17 protein-coding genes and 1 pseudogene are annotated in these 20,451 nt (G+C 39.6%); 9 read left to right on the forward strand and 9 right to left on the reverse strand.

Going from position 1 to position 20,451, the window contains the following annotated elements:
• The first annotated feature begins 57 nt into the window (after positions 1-57).
• The 3 genes from C3007_RS01750 (at position 58) to prfA (ending at position 4,155) form a co-directional block, all read left to right on the forward strand.
• Positions 58-1,407, forward strand: coding sequence for a replication-associated recombination protein A (locus C3007_RS01750; protein ID WP_103852798.1), 1,350 nt, complete (start codon positions 58-60; stop codon positions 1,405-1,407).
• Between the two features lie 119 nt (positions 1,408-1,526).
• Positions 1,527-2,816 carry a serine--tRNA ligase gene (serS, locus tag C3007_RS01755; RefSeq protein ID WP_103852799.1) on the forward strand — a complete coding sequence of 430 codons (1,290 nt, stop codon included), beginning with the start codon at positions 1,527-1,529 and terminating at the stop codon, positions 2,814-2,816.
• Between the two features lie 256 nt (positions 2,817-3,072).
• A complete protein-coding gene (prfA, locus tag C3007_RS01760; RefSeq protein ID WP_103852800.1) occupies positions 3,073-4,155 on the forward strand; it encodes a peptide chain release factor 1 in 1,083 nt (360 codons plus the stop codon).
• 62 nt (positions 4,156-4,217) lie between these two features.
• On the opposite strand, the gene prmB is transcribed toward prfA, so the two are convergent.
• The 7 genes and pseudogenes from prmB to C3007_RS01795 all read right to left on the reverse strand — a co-directional run bounded on the left by prmB (position 4,218) and on the right by C3007_RS01795 (position 11,628).
• Positions 4,218-5,156 carry a 50S ribosomal protein L3 N(5)-glutamine methyltransferase gene (prmB, locus tag C3007_RS01765; protein WP_103852801.1) on the reverse strand — a complete coding sequence of 313 codons (939 nt, stop codon included), beginning with the start codon at positions 5,154-5,156 and terminating at the stop codon, positions 4,218-4,220.
• A gap of 265 nt (positions 5,157-5,421) precedes the next feature.
• Entirely contained in the window at positions 5,422-5,934 is a 513-nt protein-coding gene (locus C3007_RS01770; protein ID WP_103852802.1) for a hypothetical protein, read from the reverse strand.
• Positions 5,935-5,957: 23 nt separating this feature from the next.
• Entirely contained in the window at positions 5,958-7,031 is a 1,074-nt protein-coding gene (locus tag C3007_RS01775; RefSeq protein ID WP_103852803.1) for an IS1595 family transposase, read from the reverse strand.
• Positions 7,032-7,337: 306 nt separating this feature from the next.
• Positions 7,338-7,463: pseudogene (locus C3007_RS01780) on the reverse strand (IS1595 family transposase); the annotation flags it as partial.
• A 257-nt stretch (positions 7,464-7,720) separates the two neighbouring features.
• Positions 7,721-9,082, reverse strand: a complete 1,362-nt coding sequence (locus tag C3007_RS01785) for a restriction endonuclease subunit S (protein WP_103852804.1) — start codon at positions 9,080-9,082, stop codon at positions 7,721-7,723.
• A 41-nt stretch (positions 9,083-9,123) separates the two neighbouring features.
• Positions 9,124-11,145: a type I restriction-modification system subunit M gene (locus tag C3007_RS01790; RefSeq protein ID WP_103852805.1), complete on the reverse strand. Its 2,022-nt coding sequence runs from the start codon at positions 11,143-11,145 to the stop codon at positions 9,124-9,126.
• Between the two features lie 147 nt (positions 11,146-11,292).
• On the reverse strand, positions 11,293-11,628 hold the full coding sequence (locus tag C3007_RS01795; protein ID WP_065231046.1) for a helix-turn-helix domain-containing protein: 336 nt from the start codon (positions 11,626-11,628) through the stop codon (positions 11,293-11,295).
• 103 nt (positions 11,629-11,731) lie between these two features.
• Between C3007_RS01795 and C3007_RS01800 the strand changes: the two genes are divergently transcribed.
• Both C3007_RS01800 and C3007_RS01805 read left to right on the forward strand, forming a co-directional pair.
• Positions 11,732-12,766 (forward strand): IS1595 family transposase, encoded by a 1,035-nt coding sequence (locus tag C3007_RS01800; RefSeq protein ID WP_103852806.1) that lies wholly within the window; start codon positions 11,732-11,734, stop codon positions 12,764-12,766.
• A complete protein-coding gene (locus C3007_RS01805; protein ID WP_100296700.1) occupies positions 12,766-13,200 on the forward strand; it encodes a DNA repair protein in 435 nt (144 codons plus the stop codon). Before C3007_RS01800 ends, C3007_RS01805 begins: the two co-directional genes overlap by 1 nt.
• Here the strand turns inward: C3007_RS01805 and C3007_RS01810 are convergent, their stop codons facing one another.
• Together C3007_RS01810 and purE are read right to left on the reverse strand one after the other, a co-directional pair.
• Positions 13,201-13,614 (reverse strand): transcriptional regulator, encoded by a 414-nt coding sequence (locus C3007_RS01810; RefSeq protein ID WP_103852807.1) that lies wholly within the window; start codon positions 13,612-13,614, stop codon positions 13,201-13,203.
• 134 nt (positions 13,615-13,748) lie between these two features.
• A complete protein-coding gene (purE, locus tag C3007_RS01815) occupies positions 13,749-14,258 on the reverse strand; it encodes a 5-(carboxyamino)imidazole ribonucleotide mutase (protein ID WP_103852808.1) in 510 nt (169 codons plus the stop codon).
• Positions 14,259-14,533: 275 nt separating this feature from the next.
• On the opposite strand from purE, the gene pepN reads away from it, so the two are divergent.
• From pepN to C3007_RS01835, 4 genes are all read left to right on the forward strand, one after another.
• Complete coding sequence (gene pepN, locus C3007_RS01820; RefSeq protein ID WP_103852809.1) at positions 14,534-17,149, forward strand: aminopeptidase N; 2,616 nt, start codon at positions 14,534-14,536, stop codon at positions 17,147-17,149.
• 76 nt (positions 17,150-17,225) lie between these two features.
• Positions 17,226-18,248: a quinone-dependent dihydroorotate dehydrogenase gene (gene pyrD / locus C3007_RS01825; RefSeq protein WP_103852810.1), complete on the forward strand. Its 1,023-nt coding sequence runs from the start codon at positions 17,226-17,228 to the stop codon at positions 18,246-18,248.
• Between the two features lie 173 nt (positions 18,249-18,421).
• The gene (gene rnm / locus C3007_RS01830; RefSeq protein WP_103852811.1) at positions 18,422-19,258 is read left to right on the forward strand and encodes an RNase RNM; all 837 of its coding nucleotides are present in this window, start codon (positions 18,422-18,424) and stop codon (positions 19,256-19,258) included.
• A 104-nt stretch (positions 19,259-19,362) separates the two neighbouring features.
• Complete coding sequence (locus C3007_RS01835; protein WP_103852812.1) at positions 19,363-20,427, forward strand: 3-deoxy-7-phosphoheptulonate synthase; 1,065 nt, start codon at positions 19,363-19,365, stop codon at positions 20,425-20,427.
• Positions 20,428-20,451: the final 24 nt, after the last annotated feature.

Genomic DNA, 20,451 nt, shown 5'->3' on the forward strand with positions numbered 1-20,451 from the left:
ATGGTTTACAATTTAGCCTTATTTTTTCCTGAAATTATCCACTGACGAGAGAAAAAAATGTCCAATCTTGCTTTTGATTTTGCTGAAAATGATTTCCTCCCTTTAGCGGCGAGAATGCGCCCAACCCATTTAGATGAATATTACGGGCAGAGCCATTTAATTGGCGTGGGCAAACCATTACGCAAAGCCATAGAAGCAGGGCATATTCACTCAATGATTTTGTGGGGGCCGCCCGGCACAGGTAAAACCACCTTGGCAGAAATTATTGCGCAACGTATTAATGCGGAAGTGGAACGGATTTCAGCGGTAACAGGTGGGGTAAAGGAAATTCGAGAAGCCATTGAGCGCGCCAAACAAAATCGGCTTGCAGGGCAGCGTACCATTTTATTTGTGGACGAAGTCCATCGTTTCAACAAAAGTCAGCAAGATGCCTTTTTGCCTTATATTGAAGATGGTACGGTGATTTTTATTGGCGCAACCACTGAAAATCCTTCTTTTGAACTGAATAACGCCTTGCTTTCGCGCGCACGCGTGTATGTGCTGAAATCCTTAACTGCACAAGAAATCGAACAAGTGTTACAGCGCGCCATTAATGACAAAGAAAAAGGGCTAGGCAACCTTGATTTAATCTTAGAAGACAATTTGCTTTCAATGCTGGCGGAATATGTCAATGGCGATGCGCGCCTTGCATTAAATAGCCTTGAATTAATGGCAGATATGGCGGAAGAGGGCAAAAATGGCAAATTTTTGCACCGCACTTTATTAACGGAAGTGTTGGGCGAACGGCAAGCCCGTTTTGATAAACAAGGCGATCGTTTTTATGATCTCATCTCAGCCTTGCATAAATCCGTGCGTGGTTCAGCGCCTGATGCCGCTTTGTATTGGTATGCACGCATTTTAACCGCAGGGGGCGATCCCCTGTATGTGGCGCGCCGTTTATTGGCCATTGCCTCAGAAGATGTGGGCAATGCCGATCCGCGCGCAATGCAAGTGGCCATTGCCGCTTGGGATTGCTTCACGCGCGTGGGGGCAGCCGAAGGGGAGCGTGCCATTGCGCAAGCCATTGTTTATTTAGCCGTTGCACCGAAAAGCAATGCCGTGTATCAAGCTTTCAAAGCTGCGAAAAAGCACGCCTTAGAAAGCCCTGATTATGATGTGCCAGAGCATTTACGCAACGCGCCAACCCATTTGATGAAAGAACTCGGCTATGGTGCAGAATATCGTTATGCACACAACGAAGAAAATGCTTATGCCGCAGGGGAAAATTATTTCCCAGAAGCGCTGAAAGATACCCAATATTATTTCCCTGTTGCTCGGGGAATGGAAATTCAAATTTGCGAAAAATTAGAAAAACTTCGCCAACTTGACGAGCAAAGTACAACTATCCGTTATAAATCTGGTAAGTAGTTTAGGCGCTGTTGAACACTCAAATGCAAAATGAATGATCAACAGACCCTAGTTTATTTTTTTATCCGATCTAAAATAGAACGGTTTTTTGAGCATATTTATTTTCTAAAGGTAACAAAATGATTGATGCAAATTTATTACGCAATAATCTTGCGGAAGTGGCAGAAAAATTAAAAGTAAGACGTGGCTTTGAGCTAGATGTAGCGCGTATCACAGAATTAGAAGAACAGCGCAAAGTTCTACAAGTTAAAACCGAAACCTTACAAGCAGAGCGTAATGCACGCTCAAAAGCCATTGGTGCGGCAAAAGCACGCGGCGAAGACATTGAGCCATTATTGGTGGAAGTGGATAATATGGGCATTGAATTAAGTATGGCAAAAAGCCAACTTGATGACGTGCAAGCGGATCTGCAAGAAATTGCCCTTAGTATTCCAAATATCCCCGCCGATGAAGTGCCACTAGGCAACGATGAAAACGACAATGTGGAGATTTCTCGTTGGGGCGAGCCAAGAACCTTTGATTTTGAAGTGAAAGATCACGTTACCTTAGGCGAGCATTTGCAAGGGCTAGATTTTGCTGCGGGCGTGAAATTAAGCGGCGCACGTTTTGTGGTAATGAAAGGGCAAATTGCCAAAATGCACCGTGCGCTAGCGCAATTTATGCTGGATTTGCATACCGAACAACACGGTTATAGCGAAACCTATGTGCCTTATTTAGTTAATCACGCCACCCTTTATGGCACAGGGCAGCTACCAAAATTTGGCGAAGATTTATTCCACACCAAACCGCTAGAAGGGGAGCAACCTTACGCCTTAATTCCAACGGCGGAAGTGCCAGTAACCAACCTTGTGCGTGATGAAATTTTAGACCAAGCAGAACTGCCAATTAAAATGACCGCGCATACCCCTTGTTTCCGTTCAGAAGCAGGATCTTACGGCCGTGATACGCGTGGTTTGATCCGTATGCACCAATTCGACAAAGTAGAAATGGTACAAATCGTAGAGCCAGAAAAATCAATGGAAGCCTTGGAAGAACTCACTGGCCACGCGGAAAAAGTGTTGCAGTTGTTAAATCTGCCTTATCGTAAAGTGTTGCTATGTACCGGTGATATGGGCTTTGGCTCAACCAAAACTTACGATTTAGAAGTTTGGGTGCCAGCACAAAACACCTACCGCGAAATTTCTTCTTGCTCAAATATGTGGGATTTCCAAGCGCGCCGTATGCAAGCTCGTTATCGTGTAAAAGGCGAGAAAAAACCACGCCTTGTTCACACCCTAAACGGCTCAGGCTTAGCCGTTGGCCGCACCCTTGTTGCTGTGCTTGAAAACTACCAAAACGCAGACGGCAGCATCACCGTGCCAGAGGTGTTACGTCCATATATGGGCGGATTGGAAGTGATTGGGAAATAATCCACCCTAAAAGACGGCTTTACTAATCTGTATCTCAAATGCTGAGTTAAGCTCAAGAACTTGAGGTACAGATTTTTTTATATTTAACCAAAGCCAACGCCAACGCTTAACTATTCAAATTATTAAGTGCGGTGCAAAATGAGCGAATTTTTCTTTGTACATAAATACGCTGAACTTTGCTTACTGCTATAAATTTTTACCGAAATCGTGCTAGAATAAGCGCCGTTTTTTGTCAGTGGATTTTATAGGTCAACAAATGAAACCCTCTATTATCAGTAAATTAGATAGTTTAAATGAACGCCACGAAGAGCTAGAAGCCTTGCTTGGCGATGCCTCAGTCATTAGCGATCAAGAAAAATTTCGTGCCTATTCAAAAGAATATGCTCAACTTGAAGACGTTGTGAAATGCTTTGCACGCTGGAAACAGTTAAATAGCAATATGGAAGAAGCCCAATTATTGCTTGATGATCCAAGTATGCGTGAAATGGCACAAGAAGAAATTGAAGAATGCAAAACCGAAATTGAGCAAGTAGAAGCGCAATTACAAATTTTATTACTGCCGAAAGATCCTAACGATGAATATAACTGCTATTTAGAAATTCGCGCAGGAACCGGCGGCGATGAAGCAGGGATCTTCGCGGGTGATTTATTCCGTATGTACAGCCGCTATGCGGAAAGTAAGCGTTGGCGTGTGGAAATGCTCAGCGCCAATGAAAGCGAGCAGGGCGGTTATAAAGAAGTGATCGTCAAAATCAGCGGCGAAAATGTATATGGTCAGTTAAAATTTGAATCGGGCGGACACCGAGTTCAACGCGTGCCAAAAACGGAATCGCAAGGCCGAATTCATACTTCTGCTTGTACCGTAGCGGTAATGCCAGAATTACCAGAAAGCGAATTGCCAGAAATTAACCCAGCGGATTTGCGCATTGATACTTATCGTTCATCGGGCGCAGGCGGTCAGCACGTTAATACTACCGATTCAGCGGTGCGAATCACCCACATTCCAACAGGCATTGTGGTGGAATGCCAAGAAGAGCGTTCACAACATAAAAACAAAGCCAAAGCAATGTCGGTGCTAGCTTCTCGCATTGTGCAAGCAGAGCAAGAACGCCAAGCAGCGGAGCAAGCAGATACACGCCGTAACTTGCTTGGTTCGGGCGATCGTTCGGATAAAATCCGTACCTATAACTACCCACAAGGCCGTGTTACTGATCACCGCATCAACTTAACGATCTATCGCTTAGATGAAGTGATGAACGGCAAAATGGACGAGCTAATCCAACCAATCATCACCGAATACCAAGCTGATCAGCTTGCGGCGTTATCGGATCAAGGATAGTTTTAATTCAAAGAAACGGTGGAAAAATTTCTATTTTTCCACCGCACTTATTTTGGGAATAATCAAGAACGATTTAATTCAACCAGTTGTTTTTTGGTTAACGCAAAAACACCTAATCCCCCGTTTTTCAGTTCCAGCCACTGGAATGGGGTGTTAGGGAATTGTTTTATTAGGTTGATCATACTGTTCCCTACTTCACAGACTAATACTCCGTCATCGGCTAAATAATCCGGTGCAGCTTTTAAGATTCGTTTGGTTATTTCGAGTCCATCAATGCCAGAGCCTAACGCCATTTCTGGCTCGTGGTGGTATTCTTCTGGCATCTCGTCAAGGTCTTCTTTGTCCACATAAGGAGGATTGGTCACGATAAGATCGTATTTATCTTGGGGAAGATTGTTAAATAGATCCGATTGAATTGGGAATACTCGATCACTTAGGTTGTGGTGCATAATATTGATTTCTGCCACATCTAAAGCATCGGTAGAGAGATCAATGGCATCAACCTCGGCATTTGGGAATTGAGTCGCACAGGCAATTGCAATACAGCCACTGCCTGTACACATATCTAAAATTCGTTGTGGTGCTTTGGTGAGCAGTCCCGAAAAGCGGTCTTCAATTAAGGCACCAATAGGGGAGCGAGGCACGATCACTCGTTCATCGACATAAAACTCCAATCCACAAAACCACGCACGATTAGTTAAATATGCCACAGGAATGCGTTGTTCAATGCGTGCCAAAATGAGTTCCAATAAACTTGCTTTTTCGCTTCGTGTTAAATGGCTATCATAAAGCTCAGTGGGCAAATCGGGGGGGAGTTGTAATGCGGTTAATACGAGTTGTTGCGCTTCGTCCCAAGCGTTGTCATAACCGTGTCCATAATATAAATCAGAGCGATTAAAAGTGCTGTATGCCCAACGCAAAACATCTTTTAGGGAGTGAAGCGAATCAGGAACGTTGTCCGCGAGAATTTGCTGAATGAGTTCTTGGTTAAATGTAGCCATTAATTGTTTTCCAATTTGAAAAGAGTAAATTGATGATTGTCAAATGATACATCAATCAGTTAGGTAAGTCAGCTGATAACGAAAGAACAAATAAAATAGACTGAATTGCAACAATAAAGTGCGGTGTAATTTTATTGATTTTTCGGTATTATGTAGCAGTTGCACAAAACCCAAAAGTGAATAATTAACCGCTAAAAATAAAGCCTTTAGCTTAATGATAAGTTAAAGGCTTTCTGATTTAAAGGGTATTGAAGATGTAACTTACTTAAAAAGAAACATCGTTATCAAAATCCCAAACAGGATTTTCCATTTCAGTAGAAGATGTCTTTTTAGATGATTTTTTACTGACAGAATCTTTTTCCCATAACAAATCTTCCATTACTGGTGGATAGGCAACATTTGCCCTTGCTACAAAATCCGATTGGGGGAGATATTTTCTGATTCGAACCGAGCATCGTAGATTACGTTCATCTTCTGCAAAACTCACTTCAATATCTGAGATATTTGGACTTTCATCGCTCTCTGATTCAGAGAGGTTAATTCTAAACACAGCAAGTACAACTTGATTACCTGCAATTTCATACGCTCCATAAAAAGTAAAGAAATCCGAAGGTAGTCGTTCAACATGTTTCGCCATTGAGCTTAAGTCACTGAATAAGGACATGTAGTTACGCTCAAAGCTCACGTTAGAATAAAGCAAAGCAATCCCTTGCATAAATGCTTGAAAATGCTCGTAAGACATTTTTGTTAGGTCTGTATTGATTCTTTTTTCAGTCATTTTGTACCCTCTTTGTTGCAATGTTACGCTGCATTTAGGTAGTGTGAATCGTTTGAAACAGTCAGGCTTGCTAAACCAAACAATGCTTCGGCTTTTTTATTACCTTTCCAGTACCCTATAAAATCTCGTGATGGCAAGGTGTTTAAGCAACATCTTAGTAATTGCTCAAATTTCTCTTTGACACTTTTTCGACGATTATCTTCTCGCCATGCTATTTCATTGGCATAGAACATCAGATATTTATTGTTCATCTTGTGATAGATGCCTGTAATTGCTCGCCGTAGCCGTGAGAAAAAGGATTCGGCAAGATTATTCGTTATACCGTCAATTGAACAGTATTCTTTCGAATGGCTTACTCGCCATAAATCATAATGAAAGGCTAAACTGTCATAAGAAGAATGTTCATCAGTATGAATCCTGCTGTTTGGTTTGACTAAGCGTTGCGTTAAATCCAGTATGTCTTTCGTATTTTCTTCTTTAACTAAGGCTACAATACTTCTATCAGCCCCTTTCATCACGGCTTGATTCGCCGCACGTTGGCGGAATACCAATACACAAGACTTATCCACACGCTGATAGCGTTTCTTCCGTCTATCAATACGTTTATGACGGAAATTTTTAGGGCGAATGTAGTTATTCGTGTAAGCTCCATCAATATGAACTTCGCCACTTAATTGTGTTAAATCTTTGGCTTTATCAAGCGATTCACGGAATTTATGCAGCAGTACCCACGCTGTTTTATATTGCACGTTGAGCTTATGTGATAACGTAATGGCGGATAATCCCTTGCTTTCAGTCGCAAAATAGAAAATTGCCAATACAATTTTACGCAAAGAAAGTTTTGCACCTTGAAAAATTGTGCCTGCTGTAATAGAAAAACGATGTTGGCAATGTTTGCACTGCCATTGTTTACGAGTAGAAATGAAATAGGCGTGGTGGCGAGTATGGCAATGCGGACAAATAACATCGTTTATTTCATCTACATTACCCCATCGAGCTTGTTTTAATAGCTGAAAAATCTCGGCATCAGACAAACTCACCAAGCTATCTAAAGATAGCTGGCGTGCTGCCGCTGATAACCGAAAATGTTGTGCCATAGAAACAAAAATCCCTTCATTAAAACTCTGAAATTTCCAAGCCTTTTTAGGCTTAAAAAAACAAAGTCATAATGAAGGGACTATTCTCTGTGGACAAAAAGGTATTATTTTATAGGGTGCTTGTCAAGCGTTTTCTTTTGTCAAGTGCTTTTTGAAATTTTCTGCATTTTTGAATATAGCGAGTGCCAAAAAGGTCTTAGTTCTGTCAAGAGAAATTTTTTGACAAGTTTAATTGATGATATTTTAAACACCTTGAGTGATTGTCTTAAGTGGCTTATTCTATAATTTAGACGTACTACTTTGGAGGATTTTATCAGGATTTTCCCAACGGTTGGCTTTTAAAAGTTGGAAGGCTTCCTCTTCATTTAAGCGAAAGATTTGTTTGAGATTTAAATTTTTAGATTTGCTTGAAAGCAGATAATGCTGCGCCATAAGTATTCCTTGTGTGTATAAGGTGCTCAAAGCATTTCTCTAAACGCTAGACATCAAAAATCGCCAACCTATCAAAATAGGTCAGCTTAAAGCATTTAATTCTCTGAATACGGAATACGCACCGCATACTTACGATGCCAAACAAAGATATTAACGCTAACTAAATACACGTTGTTTAAGGCAAAAGCCAAGAATTTCCATTAAGGGAAATTCACAGGTTCAAAGCAAGTTTGATTATAATAAGTTATAATTCTCTGTTAGTTTATCATTTCTCCCATAATTGCATTTTCTACTGTCAATTTTGCTTGCTCTAATAAATTCTTACTTTCCTTTCTAAGTTGGTTAGATTGCTGGATAAGTTGAGCAATTTCAGTTTGAATTTCCTTGTCAATCAACGGTAGAGGAATATTTAAAAATTCCTCTTTATTGATAGCCGTTAAAATGGTTCCTGAACAGCCTTGCTTTAAAAGCTGTTGCAATGGTTCTGATTTAAACAATACCAATAACGTTTCAGAATTGATTTTATCTGATGAAATTACATAAAACCCTGTTGAACAAATCGCTTGGTCATATTCTTCTGACACAATCGCACAACTTGCCAAAGAACCCTCAACACTTGAAATGATAACATCATTTTTCGTGACTTTTCGTCTTGCTCGGCTAGGTAAATCAATGCCTAAATCTACGGTTGAGCCTGTAATTTCGCCTGAATTGCCGATATTAGAAAGTTCAATATAGTGATAACTGTTATCTTCTTTCGGATTGAAATTGCCGTCTTTTAGTTTACAAGCATTTTTTACTGTTTCAAAACCATTTGAATACGCTTCAATTTTAGTTTTATAACTTTCATACTTCTCCTGATAAAACTCCGCATCTAATCGCCCTGAAAGTCCGAAGGTCTCAGAAAAAGATTTAATATTCACCGCCTGTTCTTTGGCTTGGAAATCTTGTAAGCCTAAGGTTTCTAATAATAGCGTTTCAGCTTGTTTATAGCTTAATTCAGATTGAATTAAATTATCACGAGCTTGTTCAAATTTAGCTTTTAATTTCAATTGAAAAGCCATTGGCAAAATAGGAATAAAACTTTCTTTCACCTCCTCTGGATTTATATTTGTTTGGTTAATAGATTGTCTTGCCCTCCGCTTTAAATCCCAAACACCATATTTTGAATTTAAATAAGCTGTTAAGTATTCAGGCAAAATTATATTTTCATCGGGTACAAAGCGCACCAAATAAGATGCAAACACAAAATCTTTATTCATCTGTTTATAATAGATACCTGTTCTACCAACCCATTCAAAAGAATTTGTACGATTAAATAAGACATCTCTATCTTTTAATTCAAATATTTTAAATTCACTATTTGTAATGCCTGCATATTTAGATACAGAAAAATCACACATCATATTGTGAATTTCATTCATTCGATAAATAGGCACTCCAATACCATTTTCATTCATTTCAATAGAAATACCATATTGAGAAGTTTTTAAACATTCCCCAATTTTTCTATAATCTAATTTTGGATTTAAAATAGGTTCTTTTGTCCAAAAATCTGTATCAAAACGGAAATCTTTATTTGTTAATGTTTTACTAAAAGAAACCTCTTTTACCTCCAACCCCTCCAATAACTTTTGATACTTAACGTTATCAAAGGGGCTTAATCCTTTCCCACAAAAGAGAGTTTTTCTTTTTGGGCAAATTCCAAAAAGGCTTCAGCAATACCGTCTTGGGTTAAGCCTTCGTGGTTAAAAAGGTCGTGTTTAACGATTAGATGTCCGTGACTATCTAATACTGGATTTCCGTCAGCATTGCGAACAAAAATTTTATCGCCACTATTGTCTTTGCTTGGTTCTTGCATCGTAGCAAAGAAAATTGGGTAATCGTCCACTTTCGGGCAAAGTTCATCGTCCCATTTTTGTACCAGTAATACACTGGTTTTCGTCCCTGTGTGTGGCTTAAATACATTGCCGTGCAATCCAATTACACCCAAAATGCGACAGCGTTCAGCAATAAATTCACGAATAGCTTTATCTGAACTATTATTGAAGCGACCTTGTGGCAATACGATTGCCATTCTGCCACCATCTTTTAAGAAATCTAAATTACGCTCAATGAAGAGAACATCACGCCCAACTTTTGTCTGAGCTTTCCCATTAGATTTTTTTCCTAATTCATATTTAGCTAAAATTCGAGTTTCTTTGATATCGCCTGCAAATGGTGGGTTCGCCATCAATACATCAAATTTAAAATCTCTATTACTATCTTTGTTTGCTCGAAGTTTTCTGATTTTTTTCCAACCTTCGCCATAGGTATCCAGCCATTCAGTATCGCCGACAATTTCTTTTTTTGTATTACCTGTTTTTTCGTCCCAACGCTCCCAATCTAAAGTATTTAAATGCAGAACATTAGTTTGCCCATCACCTGCAATAAGATTTAAGGTTCTTGCTACACGAACAGCTTTTTCATCAAAGTCTATCGCAAATACTTTGCTAGTTACATAGTCTGTACATTCGACAGGTTTTTCTTCGCTAGTAAATAAATGGCTTTTATGTAATCCTTTCTCTTTCAGAATTTGTTCCCACACATAAAAAATGGTATGCACAGGGAAACCACAACTACCTGATGCGGTATCAATTATGCTTTCATCTTTTGTAGGGTTAAGCATTTTTACACACATATCAATAACATAACGTGGGGTAAAATATTGCCCTTTCTCGCCCTTGCTTGATTTGCTTATTAGATACTCGAAAGCCTCATCAACTACATCTAAGTTAGAATTAAATAATTTCACATCTTGAAGAGATGACACACAAACAGATAAATGTGATGGCGTAAGTTGAATTTTTGCATCTTCAGAGAATACGCCTTCCCATTTTTCATTCGCTTTTTCAAATAAAGATTGAATTTTATTTTTTAATTCAATTTCTGTATTACCATTATTTCTGAACTCTAAATATCGATCTTTATTTCTTCCACTTTGCATTTCATCATAAAGTTTTGTGAAGATGAGTTTAAATACCTCTTCAAATACATCTATTCCAGCATTTGCTAGCACTTCATCTTCCATTTCTAAAATAAGATCTTTTAAAGATTTTCTTTCATTTACCAATTTATCATGTTTAATTAAATCATCAATGGTATATTTTTCATTCAATATATCGGATAGTTTTTCATTCACGTTAGGGATGTTAGATATATCTTCAAAATAGTTTGGATCCTTACGATGATAGAATGAAATAGATTCGCCATTAGTCCAAACCCCTATAGGTGAACCTGTCGCATTACAATAAGATTTTAGTTGTTCTTTACCATCTTTTAGTTTTGGTTTTTTAAGCTCAACAATAATATAAGCTGAATTAATATTATCTTTATCTCGAACAATAATATCTGCACGTTTTTCTTCTCGACCAAAATTTACCGTACTTTCTACATTAATTCTATCTATTGGGTATTGGTATTTATTGATAAGTGTAGATAAGTAGAGTTGTCTAATGATTTCTTCAGGTGTGAGCTTAATTTCTTTTTTTCGAATAAGACAAGGAACGAAATAGGTTATTTTACCTTTTTGTTCTTTAGAGATGATTCTAGTTTCTAATTCTTCAATTTGCTCTTGTGTAAATTGACTTAATTTATATTGACTATCTTTAAGAATAGTTTCTAATTTAATTGAATTAGTCATTAGCAACCTCCCAAAATAAATTTGCAAGGTTGATATTTAGGGAATAAACTATTTGTAGGCTTGTAGGCTTGTAGGCTTGTAGGCTTGTAGGCTTGTAGGCTTGTAGGGACATTTTTTGTTCCTTATTTAATTTATGTCAAGTGATAATTATTGTTTTTCTGAGATTTCTTTAAAAGAAATTGCAAAGGCTTCTTTGAGATTTTCAGGCATTAAACGGTAATCAGCGATCAATTTTTCTTCTTGATTAGACATATCACTTTCTTTCGTAGCTGATTGGAACATAGCCCCTTTACCTGTTAATAGCCAAGTGATACTAATTCCTAATGCTTTATGAATTTTTACCAATCCCTCCACATTCGGATCACGCCCTTCATTGAGATAATTCATGGCTGAACGATAAGAGATTCCAGTCAGTTTTGAGAATTCTCTAATACTCATGCCTTTTACTTCTAAAATCTGTTTTAATCTATCTGATATGCACATTGTTTCACATTTCTCTTGTTAAAAGTGAATGATTGTGATATTTTATGCACAATCAATATGAATTATGTTTCATATTTTAATTTAATCAAGGTATAACCGCAATATGGCATCTCATTTTCTTCTCACAAGCAAAGCTCGAACGCTTTCGCCTATCAAGATAGCTCGTCTATCTGATGCGGAAGCGTTTTCAATGCTTTGTACGTTACGTTGGGGAAGCCAAGAAAATGTAGTGTGTCCGAAATGTGGTGTACGACACCAAGCCTACTTTATTTCTACTCGTAAACAATGGCGGTGCAAACATTGTAAACACACGTTTAGCATTACGTCAGGGACGATTTTTGCGAATCACAAGTTACCGATTCAAACCTACTTATTCGCTATTGCATTATTTGTGAATGCGGTAAAAGGGATTTCCGCTTGCCAGCTCTCTCGAGATTTGAATGTGCAATACAAAACGGCTTTTACCCTTGCGCATAAGATTCGTGAAAGCCTGATTATCCAACGTGAGTTATTCCCCCTAGTAGGCGAAATACATATAGATGGAACTTATGTACATTCTGCGCCACGCCCAAAGAATAAAAAGGCGGAACGTGTAGATAGACGATTAAAAGAAAATACTAATCCTAACAAACGTGCAGTATTAGTGATGCGTGAGCGTTATTCAGAACAAGAAAGGGCTTCTAATCCGCAATTAGTGGGTGCAAAGAAAACCATCACTTTCCCTATTCTCTCAGAGAACACAGAAACGGTGAAGAAATTAGCCACGGCGTACATTGAGCCAAACAGCCGTATTCATGCGGACGAAAACTCAGCCTATGATGAATTGATGGTAAATTACGACCTACAACGAGTAAATCATCAACGTGAATATCGTAGTGATGAAGGCATTACCAACAACCTTGCCGAAAGTTACTTCGCTCGCTTTAAACGAATGTATTACGGACAAGTCCATAAGATGAGTAACATTTATCTTGATAACTATGCCAACGAAGTCGCCTATCGTGAAGATACTCGTAAACTGGATAATTTAACCATTTTCAATGATATCACCAGTAAATGCCTCAGCACGTCATCAGATAATGCTTGGAAAGGCTACTGGCAAGGCAACCATAGACAAGTAGAACGATTGGCGATGTAATGGCAAAGAAAATCTATTTAAGTCAAATTCAGGCAAAAATTGACCGCTTGCAACGTGAACGTAAACAAGTGCTAGAACACCTTGCTTTGGTGGAAAGTAAACTTGATAAACTACAAGCAGCCATTGAGGTTATGCAAGAAGAAGCGCTAACTGATGAATACAATACGGAGCTTTATACCTACCGCACTTATCAGCATCGTTTCAAGGGAAAACTACGCCAAATGGTGCTTGCTGAAATGAAAGTAAAACCAAATCATTACTTTACTGTTAATGAATTAACGGAACTTGTCCTTATTCGAGATAAACAAGACCCCATCATTCAACCGCAACATACTGTTTCAGTTCGTGGTGCATTGAAGCATTGGCTTAATAAAGGCGTAGTAGAACGAGTAGCATTAAAAGCAAATGATGTGCGGTGGAGATTGAAAATATAACTACATTGCCTTCAAACGCCAATAACACGTTTTCCCTTCTACCTTTTTCTCAACCAATGAATGTTTAACAAGATGGTTTAGTGTGCTATGCATTGTTTGTAAATGTAAGCGTGGCACACCGTTATCAATAGGCTGGTTATCTAATTTCAATGCTTGAAGGGTAATTTCATTCGTATGAAACCATTTTTCAGGTTGCTTTTTAAGGATATGCGCCACTAATTGACGTGGTGATGACTGAAAACGAACATTGCGAGATTTCTTACTTAATGAAAAATCTGAATCTCTTGCGTGATTTAGCGCAGTTCGATAGTCTAAGATTTTCTGATTTAACCCCTTTATCTTAGCTTCAAATTCAGCCCTTTCTTGTTCTGCAAGGGAAATTTCTTCAATCAATAACTTTTCTAACGCATTCATTTTTTCTTACCTTTAAATTACAATGAGATAAGAAAAATGTAGCAGAAACACTGAGTTAAATCTTTGTGCAACTGCTACATAATACCGTGATTTTTCAAAAAACTCATAAAATTTTGACCGCACTTTGGCGTGTATTAATCACGCGGATCAGGATTATCTAACACGGTTTGGGTTTGATTTTGGCGGAATTGTTGTAAACGTGCCGCAAGCTCAGGATTGAAACGAGCTAAGATTTGTGCGGCTAATAATCCCGCATTTGCCGCGCCCGCCGCGCCAATAGCTAAAGTACCAACGGGAATGCCTTTTGGCATTTGCACGATAGAATAAAGGCTATCCACGCCACTTAGGGTTGAACTTTTTACTGGCACACCCAGCACAGGAACAAGGGTTTTTGCGGCAATCATTCCTGGTAAATGCGCTGCACCACCTGCGCCTGCGATAATCACTTTATAGCCATTTTTTTCGGCATTTTCAGCAAATTGGAATAATTTATCTGGTGTGCGGTGCGCAGAAACAATTTCAATATGATGGGGAACATTGAGATCAGCGAGAATTTGCGCGGCTTCCTGCATTGTCGCCCAATCACTTTTTGACCCCATTACAATGGCAATTTCAGCATTTTGACTTGGTTTTTGGTCTGGCATAGTTTTTCCTATTCACAACAAAAATTAACAAAAAACAACCGCACTAGAATAGCATATCTTAAGTCCTGTAAGCAAACGATTGCCTAAGGTGGTAGCAAGAGGACTGATTGGTGAAAAATGAGTGAGATAAGCGAATTAAGTAATCGCAGAACAGTTTGTTTTTCTTGCAACTTTGGACTAAAAATCTTATCCTAACAACAATTTTTCTACCTTAATCTTAAAAGATTTCATATTGGATAACCTTCTTAAAACAACAAGCATACTAGGTGTCATATATGCAGACAAAAGCTAAATATAGAAAAGATTATCGCTTGCCAGATTTTACCGTAACGGATATTTTCTTGGATTTTCAATTAGATCCAGAAAAAACCGTGGTAACCGCCAAAAGCCAGTATCAACGTTTAAACCCAGAAGCAACCAGTTTGCGTTTAGACGGCCATAGCTTTCAATTTGCGGCGATTCGTTTAAATGGGGAAGATTTCAAACATTATCAACAAGATAGCGAAAGTCTAACGTTAGATTTAAGCAGTTTGAAAGAAAGTGCGGAGCAATTTGAGTTAGAAATTGTAACCTATCTGAAACCTGCCGAGAACACCTCATTACAAGGCTTATATCAATCAGGCGATGCCCTTTGTACACAATGTGAAGCAGAAGGATTTCGTCAAATTACCTATATGCTTGATCGCCCCGATGTGCTAGCCCGTTACACCACCAAAATCACCGCAGAAAAAGCTAAATACCCTTATTTATTATCTAACGGCAACCGCATTGCCAGTGGGGAATTGGATAATGGTTTTCACTGGGTGGAATGGCAAGATCCTTTCCCAAAACCGAGCTATTTGTTTGCCTTAGTGGCAGGGGATTTTGATGTTTTACAAGACAGTTTTATCACTCAACGCGGCCGTGAAGTAAAACTTGAGCTTTATGTGGATCGCGGCAATTTAGATCGTGCCGATTGGGCGATGCACAGCCTGAAAAAATCAATGAAATGGGACGAAGAACGCTTCGGGCTAGAATATGATTTAGATATTTATATGATCGTTGCGGTCGATTTCTTCAATATGGGCGCAATGGAAAACAAAGGCTTGAATATTTTCAACGATAAATTCGTGCTGGCCAATCCACAAACTGCCACAGATGAAGATTATTTAGCCATTGAAAGCGTGATCGCACACGAATATTTCCATAACTGGACAGGCAATCGTGTTACTTGTCGCGATTGGTTTCAGCTGAGTTTGAAAGAAGGTTTAACCGTGTTCCGTGATCAAGAATTTTCTTCTGATACGGGATCGCGTGCGGTAAATCGCATTAATAATGTGAAATTCTTGCGTACCGTGCAATTTGCGGAAGATGCCAGCCCAATGTCGCACCCAATTCGCCCTGAAAAAGTGATTGAAATGAATAATTTCTACACCGTAACCGTGTATGAAAAAGGGGCAGAAGTAATTCGTATGCTACACACCTTGCTAGGTGAACAAGGTTTCCAAGCAGGAATGCGAGAGTATATTGCACAAAACGATGGTAAAGCCGCCACTTGTGAAGATTTTGTGCAAGCAATGGAAAAAGCCAATGACGTTGATCTTAGCCAGTTCCGCCGTTGGTATAGCCAATCCGGTACGCCAGAGCTCACCATTAGTGATAGTTATGATGAGCGCTCTCATATTTATCGCCTGCAAGTTTCACAGCATACGCCGGCAACAGCTGATCAAATGGATAAAGTGAATTTACACATTCCATTAAAAATCGCCCTTTATGATGAACAAGGCATTATGCAATCTTTGCAATATCATGGCGAATTAGTGAGTGATGTGCTAGATGTAACGGAACAAACGCAAACCTTTGAATTTCATAATATTTATTCACGTCCAGTACCAGCCTTGTTATGTGATTTTTCTGCGCCAGTGCGATTAGATTATGATTACAGCACTAAGCAGCTTATCACCTTATTGAAATTTGCGAAAAATGACTTCGTTCGTTGGGACGCTGCACAAATGCTATTTAGCAATGAGTTACGTCGTAACTTATCGCAATATCAACAAGGGCAACCCCTTGAATTTTCTCAAGAAATTTTGAGCGCACTTCATCAAGTGTTAGAAAATCATCAGAAAGATCCTGAATTAACTACCTTAATTCTGACCTTACCAAAAGAAACGGAATTTGCGGAATTATTCAAAACCATTGATCCTGAAGGCATCGCGGTGGTGCGTGATTTTATGTTGCGTACATTAGCGGACTATTTGAAATCAGATTTATTCCGAATTTATCAGCAAATTCATTTGGAAGATTATCGCGTGGTGCAACAAGATATTGCCTTGCGTGCTTTGCGTAATCTGTGCCTGAACTATTTGGCTTACACCCATTTAGGCAATAATTTAGTGTATAAGCACTATGTAAACGCAAATAATATGACCGATTGTTTGGCGGCGTTATCGGTGGCGACCAAAGCACAGTTACCTTGCCGTGATGAATTATTGGCGGATTTTGAACAAAAATGGCAGCACGATGGCTTGGTGATGGATAAATGGTTCACCTTGCAAGCTACGCGCCCTGATGCTGATGTGCTACAAATTGTGGTGCAGTTGATGGATCACCCAAGTTTTAACTTTAACAATCCAAACCGTGTACGCGCACTCGTGGGCAGTTTTGCTAGCCAAAACCCACGCGCATTCCACGCCGCGGACGGCTCTGGCTACCGTTTCTTAACGGATATTTTAATTCGTTTAAATGAAACCAATCCGCAAGTGGCATCAAGATTAATTGAGCCATTAATTCGCTTTAAACGTTATGATGCACAGCGTCAAACCTTGATGAAACGTGCCTTAGAACGCTTGAGCGAAGTAGAAAATCTGTCTAAGGATTTATTCGAAAAAATCGAAAAAGCCTTACAATAATCCCAACAAAAGTGCGGTAAAAAATACCGCACTTTTTTACAGTTTAACTATCCAGTGAGATAAACGAGTGAAAACAATGAATGCGTATCCTTTAATCCGAAAAACGCTTTTCAGCCTTGATGTTGAAAATGCTCACAATTTAACTATTCAGCTATTAAAACTGGCTGGCAAACCGCCTTTTGTTACCCTAATAAAAGCCTTATTAGCTTGTCCGCAAGGGCAGGAAAGAACGGTAATGGGCGTGAAGTTTAAAAATCCCATTGGCTTGGCCGCTGGGGCGGATAAAAATGCCGAAGCTATTGACGGCTTTGGCGCACTGGGGTTTGGCTTTATTGAAGTGGGAACGGTAACACCGCTCGGGCAAGAGGGTAACCCAAAGCCACGCCAGTTTCGTCTAATTGAAGCGGAAGGCATTATTAATCGCAACGGCTTTAATAATCAGGGCATTGATTATGTGATTGAAAATGTCAAGAAAGCACGCTTTGACGGCGTAATCGGCATAAACATTGGTAAAAACAAAATCACCCCTATTGAACGGGGCAAAGAAGATTACCTTTATTGTTTGAATAAAGCCTATAATTATGCGGATTACATTACGGTAAATATTTCCTCGCCCAACACGCCAGATTTACGCCAGTTGCAATATGGCGATGCGTTAGAAGATTTATTGCAAAGCATTAAGGCGCGCCAGCAAATTTTGGCAAGCCAATATAATAAATATGTGCCGATTGCCGTGAAAATTGCACCAGATTTAACCGAAGCCGAATTGGTACAAATTGCCGATACGTTACGACGTAACAAGATTGATGGTGTGATCGCCACCAATACCACCATTGCACGCGACAATGTACAAGGCTTGAAAAATGCGACAGAAATTGGTGGACTAAGCGGTAAGCCGTTGCAACAAAAAAGCACGCAAATCATCGCACGGTTACATCAAGAATTAAACGGCGAAATCCCGATTATCGGCAGTGGCGGCATAGACAGTGTTGCCAGCGCGCAAGAAAAAATCGCAGCAGGTGCACAATTATTGCAAGTGTATTCAGGCTTAATTTACCAAGGGCCGGCGTTAATTAAAGAATTGATTAAGCATTGTTAATTGATACGACAGGCGATAGATTTATACAGTACTTGAAATGGCAATAAACAAGCCTATATTAAGGAATAAGGCGATTAACAGGGCGGGCGAATGTCCGCCTTTATTTTTTATCTTTTTAAGGCGGAAAATCACAAAAAAATGACAGCACTTTTTCATTTTATTTAGGAACAAAAATGCAAAAAATTTATGATTTACATTGCCATAGCAGTGCATCAGATGGGGTGTTAAGCCCTAAAGAGGTGGTGCAGCGCGCTTATGATAATCAAGTTTCCGTGCTGGCTTTAACCGATCACGACAGCGTGGCTGGTTTAGATGAAGCACAAGCGCAGGCAGATTTATTAGGGATCACACTGATTAATGGCGTAGAAATTTCTACCCAATGGGAAAATCGTGCCATTCATATTGTGGGATTAGATTTTGATAAAACTCACCCCAAAATGACCGCACTTTTGCAGCAGCAAGCGGAAAAACGCTTAGAAAGAGCGGTGAAAATTGGTGAGAAATTAGCGAAGTTAGGCGTTGAAAATGCCTTTGATGGGGCGAAAAAATTTACCCAAGGGGAAGTGACCCGAGCGCATTATGCGCGCTATTTGGTGGAAATCGGCAAGGTTTCTAATATTAATCAGGCTTTCAAACGTTATCTAGGGCAAGGGAAGTCGGCTTATGTAAAAGCGGAATGGGTGGATATTCCTAGCGCAATTGACATTATTCACCAAGCAGGCGGTGTGGCGGTGTTAGCACACCCATTGCGTTACACCTTAACCACCAAATGGCTGAAAAAACTGATTGCGGATTTCGCCCAAAGTGGTGGCGATGCCATTGAAGTTTCTGGCTGCGGACAAACCAAAGATCAACGCTTATTGCTCGCACGCTGGGCACTTGAACAAGGTTTGCTTGGCTCTGTCGGGTCGGATTTCCATTTCCCTTGTGGTTGGATTGAATTAGGGCACTCTCTTGAATTGCCAGAAAATGTGCCGCCTGTTTGGCAGAAATTTCGCACTATTTGGTAAATTCCTTGTAAAACAAGTTGAATTTGCTTTGGTTTAAGTGTAATTTATGCGTTACATATATTGTATATAAAAATTTACACTTTAAGTTTGAGTAGGAAAGAAAAATGAACAATGTAAATCACAAAGACAGCATTCATAATGTAAATATTGTTAATGAAAAAGTGTTAATCACACCAAGTGAACTAAAAGAGAAATTGCCTTTACCGCAACATTTGCGTCATCAAATTGAGCAATCACGCGCGGATATTGCCAATATCATTCATAAAAAAGATAACCGTTTATTAGTGGTGATCGGCCCTTGTTCGATTCACGATCCTCTTTCTGCGTTGGATTATGCAAAACGTTTGAAAGCCTTATCTGATGAGCTAAAAGATGAGCTGTATATTGTTATGCGCGTGTATTTTGAGAAACCGCGTACCACCGTGGGCTGGAAAGGCTTAATTAACGATCCGAAAATTGATGGCAGCTTTGATGTGGAACACGGTTTGCACATTGCGCGTGAGCTTTTATTAGAGCTGGCTGAAATGGGCTTGCCACTTGCCACCGAAGCGCTTGATCCGATCACGCCACAATATATGGCAGATTTATTCAGTTGGTCAGCCATTGGCGCAAGAACCACGGAATCGCAAACTCACCGTGAATTGGCGTCAGGCTTATCAATGGCAGTGGGATTTAAAAATGGTACTGACGGCAGCATTGCCACTGCGATTAATGCAATGAAAGCGTCTGCAATGGGACATAGCTTTATTGGTATCAACCAGCAAGGGCAGGTGAATTTGCTCAACACCGCAGGCAATCCAAACGGACATATTATTTTGCGTGGTGGAAAAGCGCCAAATTACCAAGCGGAATTTATTCAACAAGCTGAACAAGAATTACAAAAAGCAGGCTTGGAAGCCGCCATTATGGTGGATTGCAGCCACGGCAACTCGAATAAAGATTACCGCCGCCAGCCGATTGTGGCAGAAGATGTTACACAGCAAATTGCCAATGGCAACCAATCCATTATTGGCGTGATGCTAGAAAGCCATATTAACGCAGGCAACCAAAGTGCTGAACAGCCAGTCAGCGAAATGCAATATGGTGTGTCAATTACAGATGCTTGTATTGATTGGGAAACCAGCGAGCAATTATTACGTCAAATGGCACAAGCATTGAGCAAAAAATAACTGGCAAAATCATCAGACTGTAAA

Source organism: Avibacterium gallinarum (assembly GCF_002921135.1).
In the GTDB taxonomy this organism is placed as follows: Bacteria; Pseudomonadota; Gammaproteobacteria; order Enterobacterales; family Pasteurellaceae; genus Avibacterium; species Avibacterium gallinarum.